Here is a 26030-nt window from a genome sequence, read left to right as displayed (position 1 = left end):
GCTGAATACAAGTCTCCTCTGTTGCTTTTTGTCGTATAGTAAATACTTTCTGCAGTTTGTTGTGTGATATCCATGCATATTCCGTGGTACAATGTCTGATGTAAAGGAGCTGTACATATGAATGAAATCAATCTTCCGTTTCCAAGTGAAGGGAAACGATACCATACATGGTCAAGACATTTAAAGGATACATTCGGTTGCAAAATTGCGAAAGTAGCGCTTGACGCGGGGTTTGACTGCCCGAATCGTGACGGAACTGTTGCACATGGTGGCTGTACGTTTTGTAGCGTAGCAGGCTCAGGTGATTTCGCAGGAGATCGCGTAGATGCAATTGAAGTTCAATTTGCTGAAATCAAAGAACGGTCCCAGCGGAAATGGAAAGATGCTAAATACATGGCTTATTTCCAAGCTTATACGAATACACACGCCCCTCTCCCCGTTCTAAAAGAAAAGTTTGAAGCGGCGTTGGCCCAAGAAGGCGTTGTGGCATTATCGATTGCGACACGTCCTGACTGCCTACCTGATGACGTAGTTGAGTATTTAGCTGAACTCAATGAACGCACCTATCTATGGGTAGAACTCGGCTTGCAGACTGTTCATGAATCCACTGCAAAACTTGTCAACCGTGCGCATGATTTCGAATGCTATAAAGAAGGTGTCGACAAGTTACGTAAACACAATATTAATATTTGCAGCCATATCATCAACGGCTTACCTGGTGAAACTGAGGAAATGATGATGGAAACCGCTCAAGCCGTTGCCGAACTTGATGTACAAGGTATCAAAATTCATTTACTGCATTTGTTAAAAGGAACACCTATGGTAAAGCAATACGAAAAAGGCAAGCTAGAATTTTTAACGAAGGAAGCGTATATCAATCTAGTCGTCGATCAACTGGAAATCATGCCTCCTGAAATGATTGTGCATCGCATCACGGGTGACGGACCAATTGATTTATTAATTGGACCGATGTGGAGCGTCACGAAATGGGAAGTGCTGAATGGTATTGATCAAGAACTAGAAAGACGTAATAGCTGGCAAGGGAAAAAATATCTGCAAGAGGTGAAATAATGTGACAAACATATTGCTGCACCGCGTATTGCCGATAGCGAAAAGGCTTATTACCGAACGCGTGCAGCCCGGAGATACAGTCGTCGATGCGACCGCTGGCAACGGCAATGACACACTTTTCTTAGCTGACTTAGTTGGTGATGAAGGACGCGTTTTCGCATTTGACATTCAGCAGCAAGCACTTGAGACAACAGAACAGCATCTTGGAGAGCTAGCCAGTCGCGCTACACTCATTCATGATAGCCATGCGAATGTCCGCCAATACGTAGAGGGCGAGATCAGCGGTGCTATGTTCAACTTAGGCTATTTACCATACAGTGAAGATCCCAGTATCATCACGACTCCTTCATCCACGATTGCCGCACTCGATGCGCTACTTGGTATAATGAAAAAGTCCGGCATTATCACGATTACCGTATACGACGGACACGAAGGTGGAGCTGAAGAACGTGATGCACTGCTTGACTATGTCTCGACTTTGCACCAAGGTGATGTGCATGCGATCCGCTATGAATTACTAAATCAGAGAAGAAATCCTCCGTTTTTACTTGCACTCGAGAAAATGAAAGATTTTACAGAAGTGCGTACAGTAGAGGCTGGAGAATCATAAAACCCGTTGCCACACTAGATTGTGGCAACGGGTTTTTAGTCAATCAAATTTACGGATATCTGCAATAGGGTCGATTTCCAGGAAGTCAACCTCGTTCACAAATCGCACTAATTTTTCTGCTGTTTCAAAGGCTGAACTTAACTGGCCTTCCCTCTTATACGCTTCGAAACGCTTCAAGTGTGGAAATTGCTGTTCAGATGATGAACGAATCGTTTCCTGCATCCCTGTATCAATAATGCCTGGCGCGATCGATACAATTCCGGTTGGATACTCCGCCATCTTCTGCTCCAGTGCGATGACACGTGAAAACTGATCAAGTCCAGCCTTCGTTGTACAATAAATCCCCCAGCCTTCATACGCACTGCGACCTGCCCCAGAAGAGATATTCACGATCTTTTTCGTTCCCTTGAAATCTTTTAATGTATCGATAAAGGTATTCATTAAGTGAATCGGTGCCGTTAAATTCACTTTAATTGCCTGTTCTATTTTTTGCGCATCCAATGCACCCACCAAACTAATCGGATCCACCATACCGGCATTATTAATCAATGTGAAAGAACTCGCTTCATCTAGATGTTGACTCACTATTCCTCCAAGAATGGCAGTCGCTCTCTCATAGTTTGCGAGATCCACTTCATACATCGTATGTAGTTTATCTGGATTCGTTCGTGCCATACCGTACACCGTTGCACCCGTTTCTTTAAATTGACTGAGTAACTGTTGACCGATTCCTTTTGAAGCGCCTGTAATAATGATAACATCCATATGTATCTACTCCTTTTCTATACGAATCAACTAATTCGTGATCCTATGTATGTTGTTGCACCTTCCGCTGTCTTATTCGGTAACTCGAAAAACAATATCCAGCAATACACTGCAATAGCCACTAGAATGACGATTAATAAAATCGTTTGACGTTTATTCATTACTTCACGTCCCCCATCCATTGTTCAACTCTTTAATTTCTACTATATCACAACAAACAAACGAGCCCGCCACTCAAATTTCATTGAATGTCGAACCCGATCACTGAATTTACGTGTAGGAAACAAATTTTTGTGCTCCACCACTTTTAATACGAAGTAAATCTGCTAATGTCTTCACGCCATGACGATCAAGTTTTCTTAGTAATGCCGTGAAGACATGTGCCGTCGTCAACGCATCGCCCAATGCACGATGTCGTTCGAAAATCTCTGTACCGAACAGACGTGCATAGTCCTCCAAGTCTTGTTGCTCACCTGTGGGATCCAAATAATTAATCAAATGCATCGTATCAAATGATGTAGGGATTTGAAATGTACATTTCTGACGGCTTAATTCTTTCTTAATGACCATTTCATCAAAACTGACATGGTGCCCTACCCACCCTGCACTTTTATGTTTTTCAATAAACGCAAAATATTCTTCGATAGCCGGAAGAGGCATAGGTGCCTGGTCAACTTGTGATTGCTGTATAGTCGTCAGCTTGCTGATGATAGGAGGAATATCCCTGGATGGATTCACAAATGTTTGAAATACATGATCCGTAACCTCAAACCCTTCCACTTGTACGGCTCCGATTTCAATCATTCGATCGTCTGCACCAATAGCAAAACCAGTCGTTTCTGTATCAAATACTGTAAAATTCATATCTTGCAGCGGCGTATTGAGCTGAAGCGATTGCTGTAAATCATACGGTAGTTTTTTCTTTTTCCAAAACACGATACCGCCCCCTCATTCTATAGTACATTATGCGCGAACTTTGTACAGGGACCTTTATCAATATTGTCTTAAAGTTTTGACAATAAATGCAATTGAAGTGCTCTGACCGTATCTAGCGTTGTTCGTAATTCGTTCAATTCCCATCTTCTCAGCATCCGCAAGTCGATTTCTGTAGAAACTTTCTCACCGCGTAAATGTTTTTCCCACGACATGGAAATTCGTATACTCAGGGATATTTCATACGCATGGCGAATTTCTTCCGCAAAGTCTTTGGTGATCTTTTTCTTCTTCTGCAAAGCTGAAATAATCTCAAGAGGTGTTGCATTAATAATCCCATTACTAACTCCTAAGATTTGCAAACAATGATGAAGCGGGAATAAAGCATGTTTCTTAATATCAATTACATCCGCTTTACTACGTCCCCTAAAAATGTTCAAAAAGTTTTGTTGTAATTGTGGTATTGGTTTTTCTTTTTCCTGTTGCGCCATATAATAAATAAATGTAGCTGATTTTCTTAACAGATCGTGGACCATTTCGATAAATCGATCATTGACGGTAGTTTCACCGTAGAGGAAACGGAATGATAGGAAGTTGTAGCCGAGCAAGATCTGTTCAGGTGTAGATCGCAACGCCCATTGGCGAATGCGTTCATGCCAAATCGCCATAGTGCCGCGCCACTGCGATTCGCTTGCCATCATGAATCCGATACACCTAGTATAGCCTGCCTGTTCAAGATGAACGACAATTTCATTGCCAAGTAGCTCGAAATAATTCTCTACTTGTTCAGACTGTTCTCTCGTTACGTCTTCATAGACAAGGAAGTGATCTTGATCAGTCAGCATAAACTGCTCTCCACGTGCACCACTGCCCATCTGGTACCAGGCAAACGCAACAGGTGGCGTACCTTTCCCTTGATCTTCAAGTGACTGCACAGCCAGCATAACGCAATGTTTAGCCAGACGATCATAGAATTTCGTAATGATTTCCAATGTATGGATTGTGGATATTTCATCTTGGATTAAATTGGACAACACATCGTAAATTGCCGCTTTCACGACAGGCAATTTTTCAAAGGAAGCTTCTTCTATCGTTTTTAAGATATTCATAGAATTACGATCACGTTTTGTCATTAACGTAGCAAATGTCACGATTCCTACAGGCTTCCCTGCTTTGACTACCGGCAAATGCTTGATTCCATGTTTATAAAATTTAGTCAAGGCTTCATAGTAATAATCAGTTACCTTGATTGTATGCGGCTCTTTCGTCATAACATCCTTTGCCTTTAGTTCGATTGGAGAACCGCCACCCGCAATCACTCGCTCGACCAAATCTTTTTCCGTTACAATTCCAAGCAATTTACCTGACTGATTGGTCACAATAATAGAACTGATGGAGTGTTTTATCATCAATTCAGCAATTTCTCTCGTTTCTGCTTCTGTATGGATTGTCACCACTGGACTGCTCATGAAATCCTGTACACGTCGGACATACGGTTCACTCTCACCATATTCGTCAGCCAAACGAACTTGCTCCCCTAATGAGGTATAGACATTGGCCAAACGAATCGACATTTTGCGCAAGATATAATCACGCACATTTTGATCATCCATCCGATGCTTAATCACTTCATACGGAACTTGGAGACAAACAGAGCCCTCTGCCACAACCATATCAATATGATGCTTATCAAGCGGTCGGGCCATTTCTCCTAAGTAGTAAGCAAAGTTGGAAAAACCAATGAGTTCATTTTCTTGAATGAATTCCAATGTTACCGAGCTGCCATCTTGTCCTTCTATTTGAACCTCTGCGGACCCTTTCAACACAATGAGTAACCCTTCTTGAGGTGTTTTGAAATAGTTGGATTTCTCCGCTTCTTCATACATTTTCAGCTTACATTCAAGCAATAACTGATCAAATTCCTTTTGTGATGTGTTAGTAAATAACGGATTTCCATGAATTTTATCATACCACTCCTGATCTTTCACCATCTTCAGCATTTCAAAACCTCCTATTCGTATTAACCTTCACGAGATCTCACTTCATATTATTCAAATGCAAACGTCATCAGTACGTACATGTTTACCTTCATTATTCTTTCAGCAAGAACTTCCAATACTAAGTCAATGACTGCCTATTTCCACAGATTTTCATCTGAATAAAAAATGGCCCCCTCTTCTGTCGTACTAGTAGAAGAGGGAACCATTAGTTGAATATCAAGCTAGTTATTAAAGATCAAGCTCTTTGTAGCCAGTTTCTGCTTTGAAACGAACTTCTGCATAAGAAACTTCATCTTTCTCGTGACGCTTAGAGCTAACAAGTGTACCAATGAATGCAGCAAGGAAACCTGCAGGTACGGAAACAATAGCCGGGTTAGCATACGGGAAGATTGGATTACCAGTGATAAGAGTAGCACCTTCCACTGGATTCATTACAGAAGGACTGATTGCAACAAGAACTAATGCAACGATAAGACCTGTCAACATTGAAGCAACAGCGCCTGTCGTATTGAACTTCTTCCAATAGATCGTTAGTAGAATAGTTGGTACGTTTGCGGATGCAGCCACACAGAATGCAAGTGATACTAAGAACGCAACGTTCAACTTTTCAGAACCTAGTGCAAGAAGAATAGAGAATACACCGATAGCGATGGAAGCCCAACGAGCAGCATTCACCTGTTGTTTCTCTGTTACGTTACCATTTTTGAAAATTTGTCCGTAAATATCGTGAGCGATTGCAGAAGCACCAGAAAGTACAAGACCTGCAACAACTGCTAGGATTGTCGCGAAAGCAACAGCTGCAACGAAGGATTCAAGTGCGTCTCCTCCAAGAACTCCAGCAAGCATTGGTGCTGCCATGTTCCCTGCGGCGTTTTCTGCGATGATTGCGTCTGATCCAACGAATTTAGCTGCGCCAAATCCAAGGAAGATCGTCAATACATAGAAGATCCCAATAATCCATACAGAATAAATAACGGAAGAACGTGCTGTTTTCGCATCTTTAACTGTGAAGAAACGCATTAAGATGTGTGGAAGACCAGCAGTACCTAGAACGAGTGCGATCAATACTGATATAAGACCGATTGTGTCTGTATAAACAACCCCTGAGTGAAGGAATGCTTCACCATGTGGAGTAGCAGTTTTCATTGTCTCGAACATACCGATGAAGTTAAAGTTGAACTTCATAAGTACCAAGAAGGAGATAATGATTGTACCTAACATCAATAGAATTGCTTTAACGATTTGTACCCAGCTTGTTGCAGTCATTCCACCGAATAGAACATAGATTAACATCATAGTTCCAACGATTAGAACAGCAATCCAATACTCGATACCGAATAATAATTTAATAAGAGCACCCGCACCAACTAATTGTGCAAGCATGTAGAACATTACGATTGTAATTGTATTCAATGCTGCCGCTCCACGCACTTTCTTAGCGCCGAAACGAGCACCAATCATATCTGCCATCGTAAACTTACCCAAGTTACGTAGTGGTTCAGCAATTAAGAATAAAACAACGAGATAAGCCGTTAACCAACCAATACTGTAGTAGAAACCATCAAATCCGTTTAGTGAAATCGCACCAGCGATACCTAGGAAAGATGCTGCCGATAAGTAGTCACCAGCAATTGCCATACCATTTTGCCAACCAGTTAATGAACCACCGGCTGTATAGAAATCACTTGCCGTAGTTGTTTGCTTTGCCGCCCAGTATGTAATGTAGAGCGTTAACGCGATTACTGCGAAGAATATAACATATGAAATCCAACTCATGAACACAACCCCCTTATTTTAAAACGTTTTTCTCTATAATCTTGTCCACTTCAACATCAAAGTGTTTAGCTTTGTTCATGTAAATGGATGTAAATACCCAGACCATAACAAACATGGAGAATGCATAGACCCAAGTCCATGTCATTGCGCCAATAGCAGGTGTTTCTAGAATCTTTGTATAACCTGTTAATAATGGTAGAATAAAGTACGCTGCGAAGAAGAAAATAACAAAAGGTGTAGCGAAGCTCTTTTTCCTTTTTACAAGCCCCTTAAAGTCTTCTGTTTGAACGAGCTTTTCATAGTCCATTGTGGATTTTCCACGTGCCACTTGATTAGTCATTGGTTGATCCCCTTTCTATTTTATATAGCGTAGTAAATTAGTTCATATTCCCCCCATTTCACTGAAACCGCTTTCATCAAGTTCAATAGATAAGATGACACAGCGGGTTAGTCGTTCATTTGTTATAGTACACACCTAAACAATATCAAACGTGTACTATATTTGCAATACCTCGTTTTGAAAATTTGTAAAATTTAATCTACTAAAGGAATGCAAATCTGTATAGACATTAATCTATCAAATACAAGCGGAAACTACAAGAACTATTTGCATTTATCTCAATGTTACTTAAATATAAACTTATTTAGCCTTATAATAATTTCCAATTATTTCTGTATATTTTACTTAAGACTGTTAAGTAACAGAAAAAAGATGTAGTATATTGTATATTGGCTATTAGCTAAATCAGATTTATGTGAAGACTACTTTTGGAGAAAGATGGTGTGAGAAATTGCCTATACCAACTAACCACGCACAACCCATACGAAAGACTGCTAAGGAAAGTGCGTTCAGTCAACTGCAGAAATGGATTATTGATGGAACTCTACAGCCTGGAGAAAAGCTAAACGACGTTGAATTAGCAGAAGCACTCGGAGTGAGCCGCACACCTATACGTGAGTCGCTACAATTATTAGAAGTTCAAGGATTTGTTCAAATGTTTCCGGGTAAAGCAACACAAGTGACAGACGTCGATCGTGAATCTATTTCAGATTTGCTTCCCCCACTCGCTGCGCTACAAGCATTATCAGCTGAACTTTCTATACCAAATCTAACTGAAAATATTATTAAGAAATTGCGTGATACGAATAAGAAATTCGCGCTAGCAGTTGAGAAGGAAGATTATTTCCAAGCTTTGAAAACCGATGAAAAATTCCACCAAATTATTGTGGACACAGCTAATAATCCATATATTTCTTCGTTGCTTGTCTCATTACAAGCCCATGTGCGTAGGCTTTTCTTTCACAATTCCATTATACTGACGGAAAAGTCGATTGCAGAACATGACCAGATTATAGATTTAATGAGTCAGCGTGATGGTGAGCAAGTTACAAAAGTTATGAGAGAAAACTGGTTACGCGCGATCGAGGAATTTCATTCGATTGAAAATGTAGATTCGTAAATAGACAGGAAAACAGGATCCGAAAATTAAACGGATCCTGTTTTTTATGATTTTTCATGAGTGGAGACCACTTGGATAGCTTGCATTCTTTTATTGGTTACTATCGCCACAATAGCTGTTACGACTGTCACGATCAACACAGGAACTAACCAGCCGATACCTTCTGTGTAGTATGGGATGTACGCTGTATATACGTCCTGTATAGTCACAAGCCAGTTCGGCATGGTCTTCTCTACTAGTGAGTAGAATTTCACCAGCGCTTCAATGAAACTGACAAAGAAAGCCGTTATAGTCGCTGATCGATATACCAAACTGGATTGATGGAATAAAGGGCCAGTGAACGTCAATAAGATGAGTACCATTGCCAATGGATACAGTAGAACTAATACAGGTAGTGAGTAATTTATAATATTCGCTAAACCGAAATTCGCTACAACCAAACAGAATATTGAAAAGAAGACTACAAAAAGTTTGTAACTTACTTTTGGGATGATCGCATGGAAATATTCACCGCATGCAGTCAGTAATCCAATGGCTGTTGTCAGACAGGCAAGCATAATTACTACACCGAGTAACATTAATCCTGTCGTACCGAATAAATGCGAGGAAGTCTCGCTTAACACGGAACCTCCCCCATCCAGATAGCCAAATAAATCAACTGATGTGGCACCCAGATAGGCAATGCCGATGTATATAATGGCTAAAAATCCGGCTGCCACAAATCCTGTCTTCGCCGTGGAAGACAATATTTGCTTTTTACTAGTAATGCCCATTGCACGCAATGCGTTGATGACAATGATCCCGAACACTAACGAAGCTAGTGCATCCATCGTATTATAGCCTTCTAGAAACCCTGTAAAGAATGGTGTTTCATTATAAGGCGCTTGCGATACTTGTGCACTTCCCATCGGACTAAGAAGAGTCATACCAATTAAGCCAATCAATATAATAATAATGAGAGGAGACAAATATTTACCGACCCGATCGACAATTTTTGCAGGGTTCAGTGAGAGCCACATGCTAATACCGAAGAAAACCAATGTAAATATAAAACGTGCAAGATCAATAGAAAATCCGTTTAAAAATGGAGCAACACCAATATCAAATGCCACAGCTCCAGTACGTGGCGCGGCAAAAAATGGCCCAATCGTTAGATACAGTATGGCTGTAAATAGAACCGCGTATAGTGGATGAATTCGGCTTGCTAAGTCCTGCAAATCTTTCTTGCCAGAAAAACCGATAGCCAATATACCTAAAAACGGTAAACCTACTCCAGTAAATAAAAAGCCGGCCATTGCTTTCCAAGTTTGATCTCCAGCGAGCTGTCCTAGCTCTGCAGGAAAGATTAAATTACCTGCGCCAAAAAATAATGCGAATAGCATAACCCCAATAACGAGACTAGACGAAAATGATAATTTCTTTTCCATATGTATAAAAATCCTCCCAAAGTCAACAGCGTTAATTTGTATGCAATATATTACGTTCCCTTATATTACTCTTCCCTATTTAGAAAATCAACAGTCAGTCGAATCATTTAACTTTTGCCTCTATTGCAAACATACTAACTATTTATCTAAATCTACAATAAAGTTCTTAAAATAAAAAAACTGACCTCAACAGAGATCAGTTCGGACTTAAAAGAACAGTAAAAAGCAAAGATCTAAATTAGATAGGAAGTAGTTGGCGATTTCCGTTGCAGAGTCGGTTAGCGGTGCCATATTACTTTTTTAGAACTACTATTCAACTTGAGAACTATGACATCAACTCAATACAAATTTCGTCTTGCTATATCCTTCTTTCAACTTAGTTACTTGCAATGTAGCAGGAATCGCTTCTTTCATTTCATCAATATGTGAAATAATGCCAATCATTCTCCCCGATTGCTGAAGAGCGATCAGTGTATCGATTGCTTTTTGAATAGCCTCTTCATCCAACGCACCAAATCCTTCGTCAATGAACATTGTCTCCATACGAACAGCACCTTGGAAGCTTTGAATGACATCTGCCATACCTAGTGCCAAACATAGAGAGGCGTTAAACTTTTCACCGCCTGATAACGTCTTGACGTCTCGTGTTTGTCCAGTATATGCGTCATGAACGTCTATACCTAAACCACTTTGTTTCCCTCGTGTTTCCTGACGATCACTGCGAACGAGTTCGTATTGTCCATTTGACAGGTCACGCAGACGAATATTTGCAGCATGAATGATACGCTCTAAATATTCAATTTGAATATAGCGCTCAAAGGAAATTTTTAAATGGTTTTGACCACGGACTATATCATAGAGGTTCGTAATCTTTCCATAGGTCTTTTCTAGCTCTGCTTCCCTAGATTTACTTGTTTCTAACTCATTGTGTAAATCCTGTGCCGCTTGTTCCCATGCTTTTGATTGATTGTAGTGAGCAAACGCTTCTTCATATTGTGTTTTCAACGCTTCTACTTGTTGCTCCATTATCTCAATATCGATTGGTTGTTTGCCTTCAACAGACCTTTCGAGTTCTTCTACGGATGATTTTAATGTATGAAGCGTTTGGGCATACACTTGAAGTTGTTGCTCAATCGCCTGACGCGTTGACGTCGGCAGTTTGACTTGCATATAATTCTCTTTTGAAGTAAAACCTTCTTCTATCATCCGTTTTGCAAAGGAAGCTTCACTTAGGTCCAATTTTTCTTTCATATCTGTTAGAGATTGCTTTTCTAAAATTTCTCTAGATTCCCATTTAACTTTCTCATTTTTAGCGTCTTGTAATTTCTGTTGAACAGACTTCCAATCATGTTCAAGTTTTTGACTTGCTGTTTCTTTAGAGGTAATTTGTTGTTGCAACGCGGATAGTTCTTGTAGATTTTCAGGTACCGTTGTTAGGACATGGTTATAGAGAGCTAATTTCGTTTCAAGCTCACCTTTTGATTCATTACGCTGCTGTTCTAATTTATTTATTTTTTCGGCAAGATCCTCCATGGCCTTCTCCGCTTGGTTTTGCTCATCTTTCTTCTGTTTCAATACCTCTCGCTTACTTCTAAGTTCAGCTACGTTGTCTGTCAATTCAGCTTGTTCTTTATGATAATCTCGATTCAAATCCACTCGTTGATCATGTAGTTCGGCTTCACTTTGCTCAATACGTTGCATCACTTGTTGCAATCCCGCTTGCTTAGTATGGAAAGTCTGTTCTTTATTCGTTAACTCTAGCTTCGCCGTGTCTATTTGTCGCTTGGATACGTGCTCTGTTTCTGAACCTTCAGCTTTAGCCGGATGGTCGATACTACCGCAAACCGGGCAAGACTCTCCCTCATGAAGTGATGCCGCAAGGACGACCGCCTGATTACTAATCCAACGATTCTCAAGAGCTTGATAGACTTCTGCAGAATGCTCTACTTGTTGCTTAGCCGTTTCGTAATGAGCCTCAACTTCTTGTCGTTGTGATAGCTGTTGCTTGTATGAAGCCACTTGCTTTGCAATGGCTTTGCTTTGTGCAAGTTGATCCAACAACTCTTCATATTTCTCTAATGAAGTTTCCAGTTCCTTAATTTCACTTTTCAGAACTGTGATGGATTCTTTTTGTTGCTTCGATGCTTGCTGATTTACTAGCAACGAATTCTCAGCTTGGTCTACAGTATGCTTAAGTGACTCTACTACTTGACGTTGCGTAGCGAGTCCCGATACGGTTGGAAGTAAATTATTTAGCGTAAGCAACTGTTCTTTTACTTCATTTCGCTCAGATTCTTTAGCTAGTTCTTGTTCATACGAAGCCTTTGCAGACACTAACTTTTCCTCTGCTTCGGCGAGAAGCTTGACCGCTTCAGAGTGGCTTCTATCTTTTTTCTGCCATTCAGTTACATTAGACTTCACTTGTTGTTCTAAATCTTCTAATCTCGCGGCTCGTTCAGCTTGCTGCAATTTCTGTTCAAGGCTTTTCATCTCTTGTTGTTTCGCTAGCATGCCATCCAATTCTATTTGGCGTTGCAGCAGCTTTGTAAATTGTTCATTAATTGAACGGGCATCATGTAGTGCCTGTTGTTTTTTGTTATGAACGGTATACAGCCTAGTATATTCTTCATGCGCTTCTTTAGATTGCGTCACGTGATGGGCATGTTCTTGTTGAAGACCTGATACGAGCTGATGGTAGTTTGGGTACTCCGACTGTAATTCTGTAAATAATAAAGATCCGCGGACAGGTAGCTTTGCCGGTATTTGATGAAGAATAGCTTCACTCAGCTGTTTTTCACGAAGATATTCCGCATTCGCTTCTTCTTTTTTCACTTTTAACCGTTCCACGATTTTTTGATACGGTTCAGTCTTAAATATTTTACGCATGATCGCTTCCTTATTCGCCGTATCGGATGTCAAGAATTTACGGAATTCACCTTGAGGCAACATCATAATTTGACTAAATTGTGCGTGCGTAAAACCTAGCAATTGTTCAATCTTATCATTTACCTCGGTGACAATTTGGCGATCTACTGCCGGAATGAATTGCTCATCTTTTTCTTCAAATAATTCGCAGCGACCTAACGTATCCGATTTATTGCCTTTTTTTCTGTAAGGAATTTGGCGTACGACACGGTATCTTCGCTTATGGATGTCAAACGTCAATTCTACAGTCGTCTGAATATCATCATCCGCAAACTGACTGCGCAACGCTTTCGTATCGGTACGATCTTCTCCACTTGCTTGTCCATATAATGCGAAGCAAATGCCATCAAAGATCGTAGTTTTCCCTGCACCTGTTTTTCCAGAAATGACAAACAAACGATGATCTTGTAAATCTCGAAAATCAACAGTTTCCTTACCTTTATACGGTCCAAATGCTGTCATCGTTAATGTAATGGGTTTCATGCACGGTCTTCCTCCTTCATAACGTCCCACAAAACTTCAGCGAATAGCTCTTTCGTTTCTTCGTCTACTTCTTCGCCTTGAAGTTCTTTAAAGAAGGAAGCAAACATCGCTTGGTCGTCTTCTTTCTTCTCGACATTTATTGTTCCGCCAAAACTGTCTGTAGAAGATACAAATAGTTTACGTTCTACATGCATGGCGTTCGGAAAGACGGAACGAATTTTCTCCATCGGTTGTATGACCGGTACCGTATCTAGCAGCTTGACGAACACATAATCTTCATTGTGATGCATCTCCAATATGTCTTCCATTCTGCCTTCAACCGTTCGCACGTCATGAAGAGGAGTCAGCAACTTTTTCTCGATTTCCACTTCGCCATTTCCTCCCAGCTCCACAATGAGGTAGCCCTTTTGATGATTCTCTTCGGAAATAGAGTACTTTAATGGTGAACCGGAATAGCGAATTGTTTCATTTCCTACAAAATGCGCCTGGTGTAAATGACCGAGCGCAGTATAATGAAACGGCTCAAATAAATCTGAAGAAACATACTCCGCTCCACCAATCGATAATGGTCGTTCTGCGTCACTTGTATTTTCCTCTTTCTCACCGTGCTTCGTGATGAACGCGTGGCCTACGAAAACATGCCGTGCTTCTTTGTCCATTGACTGTTCTATACGCTCGATGATCTTCTTCATAGCTTGCTGATGACTGGAAATCGATTCATCTTCGAGCAAGTGACGAACAATCGAAGGATCCGCGTATGGTATTAAATGAAAACAGACATCGCCATATTCGTCTTGGAGCTTTACTGGCGACAAGTCCGGGGATAATTCTCCTGTTATGTATAACCCTTGATCTTTCATAAACGTACTTCCAAAATGAAGGCGGCTAGGGCTATCATGGTTTCCCGCAATGGCAATGACAGGTATTTTCAAATCGATCACAATCTCCTGTAAAACCTCGTTCAACAACCCTACCGCTTCAGTTGGCGGTATAGCGCGATCATACAGATCTCCCGCAATAATGACCGCATCTGGTCGTTCTCTCTTAATCTCTTCTATAAAAGCTTGTAAAATATAACGCTGATCTTCTGTCATATACATTCCTTGCACAAGCTTGCCGAGATGCCAGTCGGCTGTATGGAAAATTTTCAAATCGTTTCCCCTCTTTCCCTCTATAAAAATAGAGACAAGAAGAATAGCATATTAGAGAAGTTGTATAAAAACCTCCTCTATTACGCCCATTCTTCTCTCTCAAATTATTTACTTAGTACATTCTGATCTGCCTCATCTAGTATTTCTCCAATTTTCCGTTCATTGATAACGAGATCGGCAAATTGATCCATTTCTGTAGGTTCCATATTGATAATGACCAACTTCGCGCCTTGCTCTTTTGCGATCAGTGGAAATTGATTCGCAGGTGTAACGGTTAATGATGAACCGAGGACAATGAAGAGATCTGCTTTCTCACTTTCGAATATCGATTGAATAAATGCTTCTTCTGGTAGCATTTCTCCAAATAACACAACGGATGGACGTAACGTACCGCCACAATCGCAGTAAAACTCATCTTGCTCGTAGCGTTCGTTCCCGTATTCTTTTCCACACGTTTCACAATGGACTTTACGAAGTGTCCCATGAAGTTCCATGACGTTTTTCGAGCCCGCCATCGTATGGAAACCATCGACGTTTTGCGTAATAATTCCATTGATCAGACCTTCTTTTTCCCACTTAGCTAAAATATCATGTCCTTTATGTGGTCCGGTTTCTTTTGCCGCTATGACACGTTGTTTATAAAACTGGAAAAACTGTTCTACCTGCTGATTGAGAGCTGTTACGCTTGCCACTTTGGCAGGATCCTCTGTTTCCCACATGCCCGTTTTAGCGGAACGAAAATCTGGTAGCCCGCTTTCTGTCGACATCCCTGCCCCTGTATAGACAATAGTACGTTTCGATTCGTTTAATAAATCTGCCAGCACTGTCCTCATCCTTTCAACTAGCGAAATTATGTTCTATCTATATACTAGCATATCCTGTTTTATTGCCACTTATCAAACGATACGGAAATAGAAAAACGAGCATCCATAATGGATACCCGCTTCGTATTAGTTTGCTGTAATTTTTTTAATTGCTTCAAGATCAATCAATCCATCAATTTCATTTGTCTTAATATAATCTGCTTCTTGACTGATATCAGCCATCTCTTGCAATACATCCTCATTTACATCCGTTGTCACTTCGATTCGAGTGAATGCTGCTTCCAATTCATCACTAGCTATTTCTTTACCAGTCAGATCTTTGATATGCTTCACTACTAGTTCTTGTGCTTTTTCCGGCTCATCACGAATGAACTGAACTGCTTTTGCGTGTGCTGTCAAATAAGCAGTCGATAATTTTTCGTTTTTCAAAAATGCATCGCTTGTTGCGACAACGGTGTTCGTAGATTCTTTACCCCAAGCAAAGTCTTCCCAATCGAGAATCAGTTTACCATCCGCTTGATTTTGTAGTATATATCCCCAAGGTTCTTGAGTTGCTGCACCGTCAACTGAATCTTGAATAAATAATGTCGCTGTATCCGCTGGTGCGGCTGCAAAAAACTCAACTGTTCCACCGTTTGCTTTGGCTTTCAGGTCCACGTCTTTTAACGCTTTACGTAACATGACATCCTGCGTACTACCGATTACGGGAATCGCAATTCTCTTGCCGTCTAGGTCTGCTAATTCATTAATCCCACTTTTACCGTTAGCTATTACTACCGCACCGCCGTTTACCGCCCCAGATACAATATGATACTTTGGATCTTTTACATAATAGTTGATAACCGGTCCAGGTCCGACTGTTCCAATATCTATGGAATTAGAAGCCATCGCTTCCATAAACAACCCACCGTTACTCACAGTCTTCGTCGAGACTTTGATGTCGTCACCGAATTCTTCTGCGAAATAATTATTCTCCAGTCCAACAATTGTTGCGATATGCGTTAAGTTCGGGAAGTACCCGATTCTTACTTCCTTGTTATCTGCACTGCCCGCATCCGTGTTCCCACACCCTGATAAAACTCCGACAATCGCCAATACAGAAAGCAATACACCCAATAGTTTCTTATTCATATAATGATCCCCTTTTCTTTAAGCGTATCACGCCCGAATTCCCCATTTTCTTTCTACACTGCGTTCCAAACGTAAGAATAATACATTATCCATAATCGTACCGATCACACCGATAATGATCATGACCGAAATTACTAAATCCATTTGACCAAGTGCGCGTCCTGATTCTAGTAGTTGACCAAGACCAACGCTTGCACCTAGTAGCTCCCCTGCCATGAGTGCGCGCCATGAGAATGCCCAAGCGATACGTAAACCAGAGATTAATTGTGGTACAGATGCTGGCAAAATCACCGTCCGCAAAAAGTGAAACCCGCTAGACCCGAGGGATTTGGCGACGCGCTGGTATAATACCGGTACGTTTTTAAAACCGCTTGTCGCATTGACGATCATCGTCCATGTAGCCCCTAATGTAACGATAAATAATATAGCAAAATCATTGAGACCGAACCATATAATCGCTAGCGGGAACCAGACGATACTTGGTATAGACTGTAAAGCTGTCACAAGAAAACCAAGTGTGTCTTCCACTATTTTGTAACGCCAAATCAAATAACCAAGCACCAGTCCTAGTATTGAAGCAATTGTGAATCCAATTAATAATCTGCTTAGACTTGCACCGATTGCAATCAGGATTTGACCGGAGATGAGACCAGAAACCAAGGTGGACATGACTTGTGTAAAACTCGGGAACATAAAATCAGGTAAATCTGAGAGCCTAGATGTGACTTCCCATATCGCCACTAGTATCCCGAGAAACACTATTCGTCTTAAAGCTGTAGTCATCACCCATCTCCTCCTTCAGCACTTTCTCTATTTCTTCTTGAAGCTCAGCTAAAATCTGCTTTTCAAGTTGCAACGTCACATCACTCGGCATGACGCCATCCTTCGTATCATTTGATTTGAATGTAGCTTTAATTTTCCCCGGACGGGTTGCGAATACGACAATCTTTTGCGAAAGTAATACCGCTTCCCGAATATTATGTGTAATGAAAAGAACGGTTACTTTCGTTTTTCTCCAAATATCCAATAACTCTTTATGAAGCACCATGCGCGTTTGCTCATCCAACGCGGCGAATGGTTCATCCATTAACAGAATATCGGGCTCCATCACAAGCGCACGTGCGATCGATACGCGCTGTTTCATTCCTCCAGATAATTCATGTGGATAGGAATCGATGTAATTCCCCAAGTGAACCATTTTTAGCATCTCCATAGCTTTTTGTTCCGCTTCTTGCTTCGACATCTTCTTTAGAAGTAACCCGTATGTAACGTTATCGAGTACTGTCAGCCAAGGAAACAACCCCGCTTCTTGGAAAACCACCACTCGATCTGATCCAGAACCCTTTACTTCCTTTCCATTAATACGGATTTTCCCTTGTTCAGCTTTTTCCAGCCCCGCTATCAAATACAACATAGTGGACTTGCCACAACCAGACGGACCTACAATGGAAACAAACTGTCCTTTTTCTATCTCAAGGTTGATATGATCTAGTACTTTCACCATTCCCTTTTCCTTGTGGGGAAAGCTCTTTTCAATGCCTTCAATTTCCAAATACATGTTGATTCCCCCTCGTAAATATTTTTCGTTTCATTGCGTTTTTTCAATTCCTACTAACTTTATATGTTTTGTATATATATAATCTACCATTTACGTAGGTTTTGTCAATAGGCTTTCTGATTATTTTTTCAATCTATTTAAAATAATAAAATGAACGCTATAGGTAGTGGTTTTTCATCACTATTCATATTGAAAGCCCACACTAAAAAACCTCTTCCAATGCGGAAGAGGTTTTTGCTAGTAGACATTATTGAAATAAATCACTCGATAAATATCTTTCCCCGGAATCTGGCGCAATACACACGACTGTATCTTCAGGTGTTAAACGTTTAGCGACTTGCAATGCCGCATACAAAGATGCACCACCTGATGGTCCGAGTAACACGCCTTCTTGTCTCGCGAATTGTCTGACTGTGTTGTATGCATCGTCATCTTCTATACGGAAAATTTCGTCGTAGACATCTGTATTTAATACAGAAGGGACAAAACCAGGACTTGTACCAACCAATTTATGTTTTCCTGGCTTGCCACCCGATAATACCGGTGACCCAGCAGGCTCAACCACATGAACTGTAATATTTGGGTCATGAGCCTTTAATGATTCTCCTGTTCCCGTCACCGTACCACCCGTTCCTGAAGTACAAACAAAAGCGGTTAATGTACGATCAATTGATTGAATCGCTTCTATAATTTCTACAGCCGTTGTATGGCGATGACTATTAGGATTCGCTTCATTTTCAAACTGCATCGGAATAAAACTATTTTCAATGGACTCTGAGATTTCATTCGCTTTAGCGATCGCACCAGGCATACGCTCTGCGCTAGGTGTCAGTACAACTTTCGCTCCATACGCTTTCATTAAGTTAATCCGTTCAATCGTAGAGTTATCTGGCATGACAAATATAGCTGGGTATCCTTTTGCCGCAGCATTCATTGCCAATCCAATTCCCGTGTTGCCTGACGTCGGCTCAATAATCGTGGCACCAGGTTTCAGCACGCCAGTTTTCTCGGCTTCTACAAGCATTTGATACGCCGCGCGATCTTTCACACTGCGGCTTGGGTTGAAGTATTCCAATTTCACATAGACCTCAGCACCAGAATCTTCACCGAGTGTTCGGACTTTTACTAGCGGAGTCTCTCCGATTAATTCCGCCATATTATTGACTACTTTCATTCCACACACCTACTTTTCATGATGATAAAACTACTAATCCAATTATGAAGCTGACGTAATCTTTTGATCACGAGGTAAAGCTAATCCAACTAGACCAATGAACGGCAAGAATGACGTGATGATCATCGTTTGATAAATACCGATCGAGTCGATAAGCGTTCCGATGGCGACTGCACCGATTGCCCCCATTCCGAACGCTAATCCTACCGTTAGTCCCGCCATCGTACCAATTTTGGCAGGTACGAGTTCCTGGGCATAGATCACCGTGACGGAAAAACTCAGCATAATAAAGAAGCCGATCGTTACTAATAGTAAGATAATTCCCCACACCGGAGCAAATGGCAGCAACAAACTAAGCGGTAATGGCACGACAAGTGATAAGACAATCACTTTTTTCCGTCCTATTCTGTCTGCCATAGGTCCTCCGAAAAATGTTCCGACAGCACCCAGGGCTAAGAATAAGAAAATATACAACTGACCATGCTGAATCGTCATACCATAGTATTCGATCAAATAGAAAATATAGAAGCTCGTAATATTCGTCACATAGAATGAACGCGCAAATATAATAATCATTAATAATGTCAATGCAACGGTCACTTGTCTTTTGGACAAACTTTCCATCGTCGTTAATAATACTTTCTTTCGGTTACCTAAACGCTCTTCATCCAGCTGTTTCTTGTACCAGATCGAAATACGAGTTAGTAAGGCAATGCCTGCAGCAGCTACTAACACAAAAACTGCTGCTCCTATTTGGCCTAGAGGAACGAGGACGAACGCGCTAATTAACGGTGCAAGTGCTTGTCCGGAATTCCCTCCCACTTGATAGATCGACTGTGAAAGTCCTCGCTTGTTCCCTGCTGCCAAAAATGACACACGAGAACCTTCAGGATGAAAGATTGCCGACCCTAATCCGAGCAACATTACGGATACAATGATCAGCCAATAGCTTGGTGCTAATGCTAGGCCCGCCATTCCAATTAAAGAAAATGTCATGCCAATCGGCAGCGCAAACGGCTTAGGTTTGCGATCACTTAGAAAGCCTACAACCGGTTGAAGTAAAGAAGCAACGATATTTAGTGCAAACACAATATAGCCTAATTGTTTATAACTAAATTGATATTCTTTTTCTAAAATCGGCAACATAGCTGGGATTACTGCCTGCAGCGTGTCGTTAAATAAGTGACAGACCGCGATTGCAATCATAATCGGAAATACGGGATTCGCTACGGCAGTTTGTGGTGATTTATTCATACCATCTGTTCACACCTTATCTAGTTGTCTATTTTACTTTGTAAATGTAGCAGGCATTACGACTCCCACCACTTCTCCAGAAGCGCATAATTCATCCTCTGCATAAATTTCTACAGCTACTTTCCACTTCTTTGGATGAATTTCTGTGACGTTTCCAATCGCTTTCAATACTTTTCCTTGTGGAGTCGGCTTACTATATGTAATCTGCAAGGAAGCTGTCACAAAGCGCGGAGGTACGGATCCGTCTCCAGGTTCATGACCGTTCTTTCGATGTAAGGCAAGTGCACAAGACCCTGTTCCGTGGCAATCCATAAATGAGGCAAGAAATCCACCATAGACAAATCCCGGAATTGCCGTATATTTCTCAGGCGGTAATGAATACGTAACGGTTTGCTCTCCTTCCCAACCAGTTCGGAAATGATTCCCTTCCTCGTTGAGCCGCCCACAACCATAGCACCATGAAAAATCATCTGCGTAATTGTCCTGAATTGCATGTGTAACATATTCCTTCATATTAAATGCCTCCCTTTCAGATGAATTCTCTCTATTATACATTCCGAAAATTGAAATATCGACCTAAAATGAAATATCTATTATTGTACGGATAGTTATGTGCGTATCTTACTCACTACATTCATATACTAGTGAGAAACGATATTTTGTGGAAGGAGGGAAATAGTATGAAGATACGTGGTGTTATATTAGCATTGCTAGTGGCTGGAGGTTTTTACGTGATGATTCAGACAGTCGACGAAGCTGCCTCCCATCCCTTTGAGCGATTGCAAGAACAACAACTGAATGGTTTATCGCCCTATTCATTCATTACTATCCGACAACCCGGTCTGCATGAACAGCAAGCGGTTACTTGGAAAGTAGACCAAGTTGAAGAAGTGGATCGCTTACTTCAATTTCTCCAAGCATATGATTACGAGCGTGTGGATCCCGATACATTGCAATTGTTTGATGATCAACCACTCTTTACAATCGATCTACATGATGAAACAGGAAATCGTATGACCATATTAATTGAGGAAGGGGTTTTGATCCACAATGACCGTCTGTATTATGAGGTAGTCAATGGACCGTTACAAGTAGATTGGCTAATGGAGTTCATCCTATCCAATAAACCGTAATTTTGTACTCTGAACATTCATTGTATTATACTATTCATTAATTCGATAACCGAATAATCGATTTGAAGGAGAGATTCACATTGGTGAAAAGCTTACCGAAACGTGCACGAGTAAACGAACAAGAAACGTGGAATTTACGAACCTTATTTGAAAATGAACAGGACTACGATCAAGCAGTAAAAGAGGCTGAAATAGAAGCAACTGCTTTTGAGAAAAACTATAAAGGTACGATTATAGATTCAACTTCTGCAATTCTAGCATTGGATGCCTATCGCCGTTTACAAGAGAAACTCGTCAAGATTTCCAGTTATGCCGAGTTAGCAGCAAGTGTGGATCTAACGAATGATCAAGCTCAAATGAGAGAAAGCCAATTTGGAACAATTGCTGCAAAAATTGCTAGCCAAACTTCCTTCGTCATGAGTGAACTTACGGAACTTTCAGAGGAGACTTTACAGCAAGCAAGTAAACAATCCGAAGAGTATGCAACGGTATTCGATAAAATCATTCGGGAAAAGCCGCATCAATTACATCCAGAAGTAGAGAAAACACTCGCTGCATTCTCTTCTTCTTTCCAAGCGCCGTATTCAATGTATAATACAACGAAAATGGCAGACATTGATTTCCCCGACTTCACTGCAGAGGGAAAAGTCTATCCACTGAGCTATGTTTCATTCGAAGGGAAATGGGAGTCTGAACCAAAAACACCAGTAAGACGTGCTGCTTTTGAAATGTTTAGTGACACGTTACGCAAGTATCAACACACAACAGCCAAAACATATGACATGCATGTACAAATGGAAAAAACAACTTCTGACTTACGTGGGTATGACTCCGTTATCGACTATTTATTGATGGAACAAGACGTGGATCGTTCCATGTACAATCGCCAAATCGATGTGATTATGAAAGAACTCGCACCACATATGCGAAAGTACGCAAAACTCCTTCAGAAAATCTATGGTCTAAATGAAATGACGTTCGCGGATTTAAAAATGCCGATTGATCCCTTATACGAACCATCGATTACAGTGGAAGAATCGAAGAACTATATGAATGATGCTCTATCCGTTATGGGCAAAGACTATCTCGACATGGTGAACCGTGCCTATTCAGAACGCTGGATTGATTTCGCTCAAAATGAAGGTAAATCTACGGGTGCATTTTGCGCGAGTCCTTATGGCAACGGTTCATTCATTTTGATTTCCTGGACAGGCAGCATGGAAGACGTCTTTGTACTCGCTCATGAATTAGGTCATGCCGGACATTTCCACTATGCCAATGAAGCCCAAAACCTATTTAATTCGGAATCATCATTGTACTTTATTGAAGCACCTTCTACGATGAACGAAATGTTAATGGCCAATCACTTATTGAAGAATTCCACCGATCCAAAATTTAAGCGATGGGTACTGTCTTCCATCGTGGCCCGAACGTATTACCATAACTTCGTAACACATTTACTTGAAGCAGCGTTCCAGCGCAAGGTGTACGAGCGAGTGGATGCAGGTGGCAATGTCAATGCAACCATCTTGAACAATTTGAAGCGCGGTGTACTCGAAGAATTCTGGGGCGATAGCGTGAGAATGAATGATGGTGCAGAATTGACATGGATGCGTCAACCACATTATTATATGGGCTTGTATCCGTACACTTATAGTGCCGGCTTGACAATCTCCACCGAAATGGCAAAGCGCGTATTGAAAGAAGGAAAACCAGCTGTTGAAGACTGGCTCCATACCTTACGTGCAGGTGGTTCAAAAAAACCAGCTGAACTTGCGAAAATGGCGGGAATCGATATTACAACAGACAAACCGTTGCGCGATACCATTTCATATATCGGTGAGTTAATCGATGAAATCGAGAAACTGACGAAAGAGATCGAAGCGCAGTAAGAACAAAAAACATCTGCCAAGCAGTTTTTTCTGCAAGGCGGATGTTTTTCTTTTACTTCATGATTTCACTTAAGATTTCATATGAACGAAGTCGTTCCTCATGATCAAAGATTCCTGAACTGATAATCAGCTCATCCGCTTTTGTCATTTCTACGAACTCCTCCAGCTTCCGTTTCACAGTTTCAGGACCGCCTATAATGACAGATGGTGCTTGACTTTGCTGTGCCACCGCTTCTTGTTCAAATGGTGACCATACCGCATGAGTATCTTCAATCGGAGGATTAAATTGCGTCATCTTACCTTGACGGATATTTAAGAACTGCTGTTGCATCGATGTAGCCAAGTATTGGGCTTTTTCATCCGTATCCGCCGCAATTAAATTTACCCCCATCATCGCATAGGGCTTCTGAAGGTCTTTAGACGGGCGGAAGTTTTGATGATAAATTTGCAGTGCTTGCATCATAAACTGCGGTGCAAAATGACTGGCGAATGAAAATGGCAAGCCAAGCTCCGCTGATAATTGCGCACTGAATCCACTTGAACCGAGCAACCAAATCGGAACGTTCTGCCCTGCTCCAGGAAATGCTCGAACGCGATCAGTTGGATTGCCTGCAAAATACATACGTAATTCTTCCACTTGTTGCGGGAAGTCTTCCCCACCACTCTGTAATGTACGACGAAGTGCATACGCTGTTGCCTGGTCACTACCAGGTGCACGACCTAGCCCTAAGTCAATACGACCTGGATACATAGCATCCAGAGTACCGAACTGTTCTGCAATGACAAGTGGAGCGTGATTCGGCAACATGACACCGCCAGAACCTACTCGAATATCCTTCGTTTCTTGCGCTACATGTCCGATGATGATGGACGTAGCAGAACTCGCAACCCCCGGCATATTATGATGCTCTGCCAACCAGTAACGATTGAATCCCCAATCTTCTGCATGCTGTGCAAGATCTACACTGTTCTTAAATGATTGACCTGCATGACTTCCTTCATTAATCATTGCTAAATCTAATATTGATAACGGAATACCGCTAAAATGTTTCGCTCGTTCTCTAATCAATTCATTCACTCCTTATAACAGCAACCATTTTTCTTGACCCACTCGAAAATGGCCTGAATAATATCTTCTAACTCTTTACCTTTCGGCGTAAGCTCGTACTCGACTTTTCTGACCTTTGGATCGGACTGATTTTTCATGACCAAGCCGTGTGCTTCTAAATCACGCAACCTCTCCGTTAGAAGACGATCTGATATCCCATCGATCTCCGCCGATAATTCAAAGAACCTCTTCGGTCCGTCTAATAAATGATAAATGATAATTCCCATCCAACGCTTACCAATAAACTCGATCGTGTTATGGAAACTATCGCAATTTTTTTGACCTTTAGGATTTACCGACTGAACAAACTCTTCATTTTTCTTCATTAGCAAAACCCCTATCCTGTACTCCTTTCACTTTATCACACCTAGGTTTGACAAACAAGCTTACTAATAGTAACCTTAAAAAGAACTTACTATTAGTAAGTAAATATCAATATATTTTAAGAGGAGTTTGTCATTATGTCACAAAATTACGAAGAATTACTAGAAGTTATGCACGCACGGAAATCTGTAAGAAAGTTTGATCCACACTATACAATCGATAAAGAAGAGATTACGTCTATGCTGGAGGAGGCAATCTCCGCTCCTTCTTCAAGCAACTTACAGCCATGGCGTTTTCTCGTTATACAAGATCAAGAGTTAAAAAAGAAGATCAATCGTTTTTCATTCAATCAAGAACAAATTGAAACAGCATCCGCTATTATTGCGGTGATTGGCGATACAGAAATGTACCACAATATTGATGAGATCTATCTTTCCAATTTGGCTGCAGGAAATATAGATGAAGAGCATGTGCAGATTCAGATTCAAAATGCGAAGGCAGCTTATCCAAATGCACCACTTGAAGTGAGACGCAACATCGCAACGTTTGATGCAGGTTTGGTTTCTATGCAACTCATGTTGATTGCTAAGGCAAGAGGGTATGATACTGTTCCGATGGGCGGGTTTGACAAGCAACAATTTGCTGCGTCATTTGAACTTGAATCACGCTACGAGCCGCTAGTGCTGATTGCGCTAGGTAAAGCCGCTTCACCTGCTTATGGTTCTACACGTTTACCTATTGATTCGATTACTACTTATATGTAAGAGAATGGCTGGGTCTTCAATCCCGAACCACTTACTATTAACTGGCCACTTATAAAACGTTTATCCTTAAACTGAACCAATACAAGGAGGTTGGGATAGAACAGAAAAAACGTAAGGGGAGTCCTTTACGCTTTTTTTCTGTTCTTATCAGTAAATATTTTTTAGAGTATCAGAGTGTACCGGAACGGAGAAAGGCCGACTCCTGAGGGATCAGCGTGCGTCTTGAGACCCTGGACAGGTGCCTTAATTTCTGCAAAGTACACAGAA

Annotated in this window: 24 protein-coding genes; 6 read left to right on the top strand and 18 right to left on the bottom strand. The window is 41.1% G+C overall.

The annotated features are described in order from the left end of the window. Window positions 1-117 precede the first annotated feature (117 nt). Window positions 118-1071, top strand: a complete 954-nt coding sequence (gene mnmL, locus CSV74_RS03515; RefSeq protein ID WP_029052824.1) for a tRNA modification radical SAM protein MnmL/YtqA — start codon at window positions 118-120, stop codon at window positions 1069-1071. 10 nt (window positions 1072-1081) lie between these two features. Then, window positions 1082-1681: a tRNA 5-(aminomethyl)-2-thiouridylate-methyltransferase MnmM gene (gene mnmM, locus CSV74_RS03510; protein ID WP_099690773.1), complete on the top strand. Its 600-nt coding sequence runs from the start codon at window positions 1082-1084 to the stop codon at window positions 1679-1681. 39 nt (window positions 1682-1720) lie between these two features. Here the strand turns inward: mnmM and CSV74_RS03505 are convergent, their stop codons facing one another. The 6 genes from CSV74_RS03505 to CSV74_RS03485 form a co-directional block, all read right to left on the bottom strand. Beyond that, complete coding sequence (locus CSV74_RS03505; protein ID WP_099690590.1) at window positions 1721-2446, bottom strand: SDR family NAD(P)-dependent oxidoreductase; 726 nt, start codon at window positions 2444-2446, stop codon at window positions 1721-1723. 26 nt (window positions 2447-2472) lie between these two features. Beyond that, window positions 2473-2607, bottom strand: coding sequence for a hypothetical protein (locus CSV74_RS16980; RefSeq protein WP_255407629.1), 135 nt, complete (start codon window positions 2605-2607; stop codon window positions 2473-2475). Window positions 2608-2716: 109 nt separating this feature from the next. Then, the gene (locus tag CSV74_RS03500) at window positions 2717-3382 is read right to left on the bottom strand and encodes a 3'-5' exonuclease (protein ID WP_233190758.1); all 666 of its coding nucleotides are present in this window, start codon (window positions 3380-3382) and stop codon (window positions 2717-2719) included. A gap of 68 nt (window positions 3383-3450) precedes the next feature. Further along, window positions 3451-5379, bottom strand: a complete 1929-nt coding sequence (locus CSV74_RS03495) for a DUF294 nucleotidyltransferase-like domain-containing protein (RefSeq protein WP_099690588.1) — start codon at window positions 5377-5379, stop codon at window positions 3451-3453. Between the two features lie 228 nt (window positions 5380-5607). Beyond that, window positions 5608-7155: a solute symporter family protein gene (locus tag CSV74_RS03490; RefSeq protein WP_029052819.1), complete on the bottom strand. Its 1548-nt coding sequence runs from the start codon at window positions 7153-7155 to the stop codon at window positions 5608-5610. 13 nt (window positions 7156-7168) lie between these two features. Next, window positions 7169-7495: a DUF485 domain-containing protein gene (locus tag CSV74_RS03485; protein WP_099669650.1), complete on the bottom strand. Its 327-nt coding sequence runs from the start codon at window positions 7493-7495 to the stop codon at window positions 7169-7171. A gap of 451 nt (window positions 7496-7946) precedes the next feature. On the opposite strand from CSV74_RS03485, the gene CSV74_RS03480 reads away from it, so the two are divergent. After that, the gene (locus tag CSV74_RS03480; RefSeq protein WP_029052817.1) at window positions 7947-8615 is read left to right on the top strand and encodes a GntR family transcriptional regulator; all 669 of its coding nucleotides are present in this window, start codon (window positions 7947-7949) and stop codon (window positions 8613-8615) included. Window positions 8616-8659: 44 nt separating this feature from the next. Here CSV74_RS03480 and brnQ read toward each other — a convergent pair whose 3' ends face one another. The 10 genes from brnQ to CSV74_RS03430 form a co-directional block, all read right to left on the bottom strand. Further along, window positions 8660-10042, bottom strand: coding sequence for a branched-chain amino acid transport system II carrier protein (brnQ, locus tag CSV74_RS03475; protein WP_029052816.1), 1383 nt, complete (start codon window positions 10040-10042; stop codon window positions 8660-8662). Window positions 10043-10375: 333 nt separating this feature from the next. After that, complete coding sequence (locus CSV74_RS03470) at window positions 10376-13450, bottom strand: AAA family ATPase (protein WP_099690587.1); 3075 nt, start codon at window positions 13448-13450, stop codon at window positions 10376-10378. Further along, complete coding sequence (locus CSV74_RS03465; protein WP_099690586.1) at window positions 13447-14601, bottom strand: exonuclease SbcCD subunit D; 1155 nt, start codon at window positions 14599-14601, stop codon at window positions 13447-13449. The genes CSV74_RS03470 and CSV74_RS03465 overlap by 4 nt, the downstream gene beginning before the upstream one ends. A 104-nt stretch (window positions 14602-14705) precedes the next feature. Beyond that, window positions 14706-15425 carry an NAD-dependent deacylase gene (locus CSV74_RS03460; RefSeq protein WP_099690585.1) on the bottom strand — a complete coding sequence of 240 codons (720 nt, stop codon included), beginning with the start codon at window positions 15423-15425 and terminating at the stop codon, window positions 14706-14708. 126 nt (window positions 15426-15551) lie between these two features. Then, on the bottom strand, window positions 15552-16556 hold the full coding sequence (locus CSV74_RS03455) for an aliphatic sulfonate ABC transporter substrate-binding protein (protein WP_099690584.1): 1005 nt from the start codon (window positions 16554-16556) through the stop codon (window positions 15552-15554). 27 nt (window positions 16557-16583) lie between these two features. Beyond that, on the bottom strand, window positions 16584-17339 hold the full coding sequence (locus CSV74_RS03450) for an ABC transporter permease (protein ID WP_099669657.1): 756 nt from the start codon (window positions 17337-17339) through the stop codon (window positions 16584-16586). After that, window positions 17272-18114, bottom strand: coding sequence for an ABC transporter ATP-binding protein (locus CSV74_RS03445; RefSeq protein ID WP_029052810.1), 843 nt, complete (start codon window positions 18112-18114; stop codon window positions 17272-17274). Before CSV74_RS03445 ends, CSV74_RS03450 begins: the two co-directional genes overlap by 68 nt. 247 nt (window positions 18115-18361) lie before the next feature. After that, window positions 18362-19288 (bottom strand): cysteine synthase A, encoded by a 927-nt coding sequence (gene cysK, locus CSV74_RS03440; protein WP_099690583.1) that lies wholly within the window; start codon window positions 19286-19288, stop codon window positions 18362-18364. 42 nt (window positions 19289-19330) lie between these two features. Then, window positions 19331-20542 carry an MFS transporter gene (locus CSV74_RS03435; protein ID WP_099690582.1) on the bottom strand — a complete coding sequence of 404 codons (1212 nt, stop codon included), beginning with the start codon at window positions 20540-20542 and terminating at the stop codon, window positions 19331-19333. Window positions 20543-20575: 33 nt separating this feature from the next. Then, the gene (locus CSV74_RS03430; protein ID WP_099690581.1) at window positions 20576-21055 is read right to left on the bottom strand and encodes a PaaI family thioesterase; all 480 of its coding nucleotides are present in this window, start codon (window positions 21053-21055) and stop codon (window positions 20576-20578) included. A gap of 167 nt (window positions 21056-21222) precedes the next feature. On the opposite strand from CSV74_RS03430, the gene CSV74_RS03425 reads away from it, so the two are divergent. Further along, entirely contained in the window at window positions 21223-21675 is a 453-nt protein-coding gene (locus CSV74_RS03425) for a hypothetical protein (RefSeq protein ID WP_099690580.1), read from the top strand. 83 nt (window positions 21676-21758) lie between these two features. Then, on the top strand, window positions 21759-23567 hold the full coding sequence (gene pepF / locus CSV74_RS03420; protein WP_099690772.1) for an oligoendopeptidase F: 1809 nt from the start codon (window positions 21759-21761) through the stop codon (window positions 23565-23567). Between the two features lie 52 nt (window positions 23568-23619). Here pepF and CSV74_RS03415 read toward each other — a convergent pair whose 3' ends face one another. After that, window positions 23620-24645: an LLM class flavin-dependent oxidoreductase gene (locus tag CSV74_RS03415; RefSeq protein WP_099690579.1), complete on the bottom strand. Its 1026-nt coding sequence runs from the start codon at window positions 24643-24645 to the stop codon at window positions 23620-23622. Then, window positions 24642-25001: a winged helix-turn-helix transcriptional regulator gene (locus CSV74_RS03410; RefSeq protein ID WP_099690578.1), complete on the bottom strand. Its 360-nt coding sequence runs from the start codon at window positions 24999-25001 to the stop codon at window positions 24642-24644. Before CSV74_RS03410 ends, CSV74_RS03415 begins: the two co-directional genes overlap by 4 nt. A 135-nt stretch (window positions 25002-25136) precedes the next feature. Here CSV74_RS03410 and CSV74_RS03405 point away from each other — a divergent pair, with 135 nt between their 5' ends. Next, complete coding sequence (locus CSV74_RS03405; RefSeq protein ID WP_099690577.1) at window positions 25137-25763, top strand: nitroreductase family protein; 627 nt, start codon at window positions 25137-25139, stop codon at window positions 25761-25763. The last annotated feature ends 267 nt before the right edge of the window (window positions 25764-26030 follow it).

Origin of the sequence: Sporosarcina sp. P19, assembly GCF_002743165.1 — a bacterium.
Taxonomy (GTDB): Bacteria; Bacillota; Bacilli; order Bacillales_A; family Planococcaceae; genus Sporosarcina; species Sporosarcina ureae.
This window is presented reverse-complemented; position numbering and strand designations above follow the sequence as displayed.

Bases quoted from the DNA above. Each gene is read 5' to 3' on its own strand.
- mnmL (WP_029052824.1), top strand. From the start codon at position 118: ATGAATGAAATCAATCTTCCGTTTCCAAGTGAAGGGAAACGATACCAT.
- CSV74_RS03505 (WP_099690590.1), bottom strand. From the start codon at position 2,446: ATGGATGTTATCATTATTACAGGCGCTTCAAAAGGAATCGGTCAACAG.
- CSV74_RS16980 (WP_255407629.1), bottom strand. From the start codon at position 2,607: ATGAATAAACGTCAAACGATTTTATTAATCGTCATTCTAGTGGCTATT.
- CSV74_RS03495 (WP_099690588.1), bottom strand. From the start codon at position 5,379: ATGCTGAAGATGGTGAAAGATCAGGAGTGGTATGATAAAATTCATGGA.
- CSV74_RS03490 (WP_029052819.1), bottom strand. From the start codon at position 7,155: ATGAGTTGGATTTCATATGTTATATTCTTCGCAGTAATCGCGTTAACG.
- CSV74_RS03485 (WP_099669650.1), bottom strand. From the start codon at position 7,495: ATGACTAATCAAGTGGCACGTGGAAAATCCACAATGGACTATGAAAAG.
- brnQ (WP_029052816.1), bottom strand. From the start codon at position 10,042: ATGGAAAAGAAATTATCATTTTCGTCTAGTCTCGTTATTGGGGTTATG.
- CSV74_RS03470 (WP_099690587.1), bottom strand. From the start codon at position 13,450: ATGAAACCCATTACATTAACGATGACAGCATTTGGACCGTATAAAGGT.
- CSV74_RS03455 (WP_099690584.1), bottom strand. From the start codon at position 16,556: ATGAATAAGAAACTATTGGGTGTATTGCTTTCTGTATTGGCGATTGTC.
- CSV74_RS03450 (WP_099669657.1), bottom strand. From the start codon at position 17,339: ATGACTACAGCTTTAAGACGAATAGTGTTTCTCGGGATACTAGTGGCG.
- CSV74_RS03445 (WP_029052810.1), bottom strand. From the start codon at position 18,114: ATGTATTTGGAAATTGAAGGCATTGAAAAGAGCTTTCCCCACAAGGAA.
- cysK (WP_099690583.1), bottom strand. From the start codon at position 19,288: ATGAAAGTAGTCAATAATATGGCGGAATTAATCGGAGAGACTCCGCTA.
- CSV74_RS03435 (WP_099690582.1), bottom strand. From the start codon at position 20,542: ATGAATAAATCACCACAAACTGCCGTAGCGAATCCCGTATTTCCGATT.
- CSV74_RS03430 (WP_099690581.1), bottom strand. From the start codon at position 21,055: ATGAAGGAATATGTTACACATGCAATTCAGGACAATTACGCAGATGAT.
- CSV74_RS03425 (WP_099690580.1), top strand. From the start codon at position 21,223: ATGAAGATACGTGGTGTTATATTAGCATTGCTAGTGGCTGGAGGTTTT.
- CSV74_RS03410 (WP_099690578.1), bottom strand. From the start codon at position 25,001: ATGAAGAAAAATGAAGAGTTTGTTCAGTCGGTAAATCCTAAAGGTCAA.
- CSV74_RS03405 (WP_099690577.1), top strand. From the start codon at position 25,137: ATGTCACAAAATTACGAAGAATTACTAGAAGTTATGCACGCACGGAAA.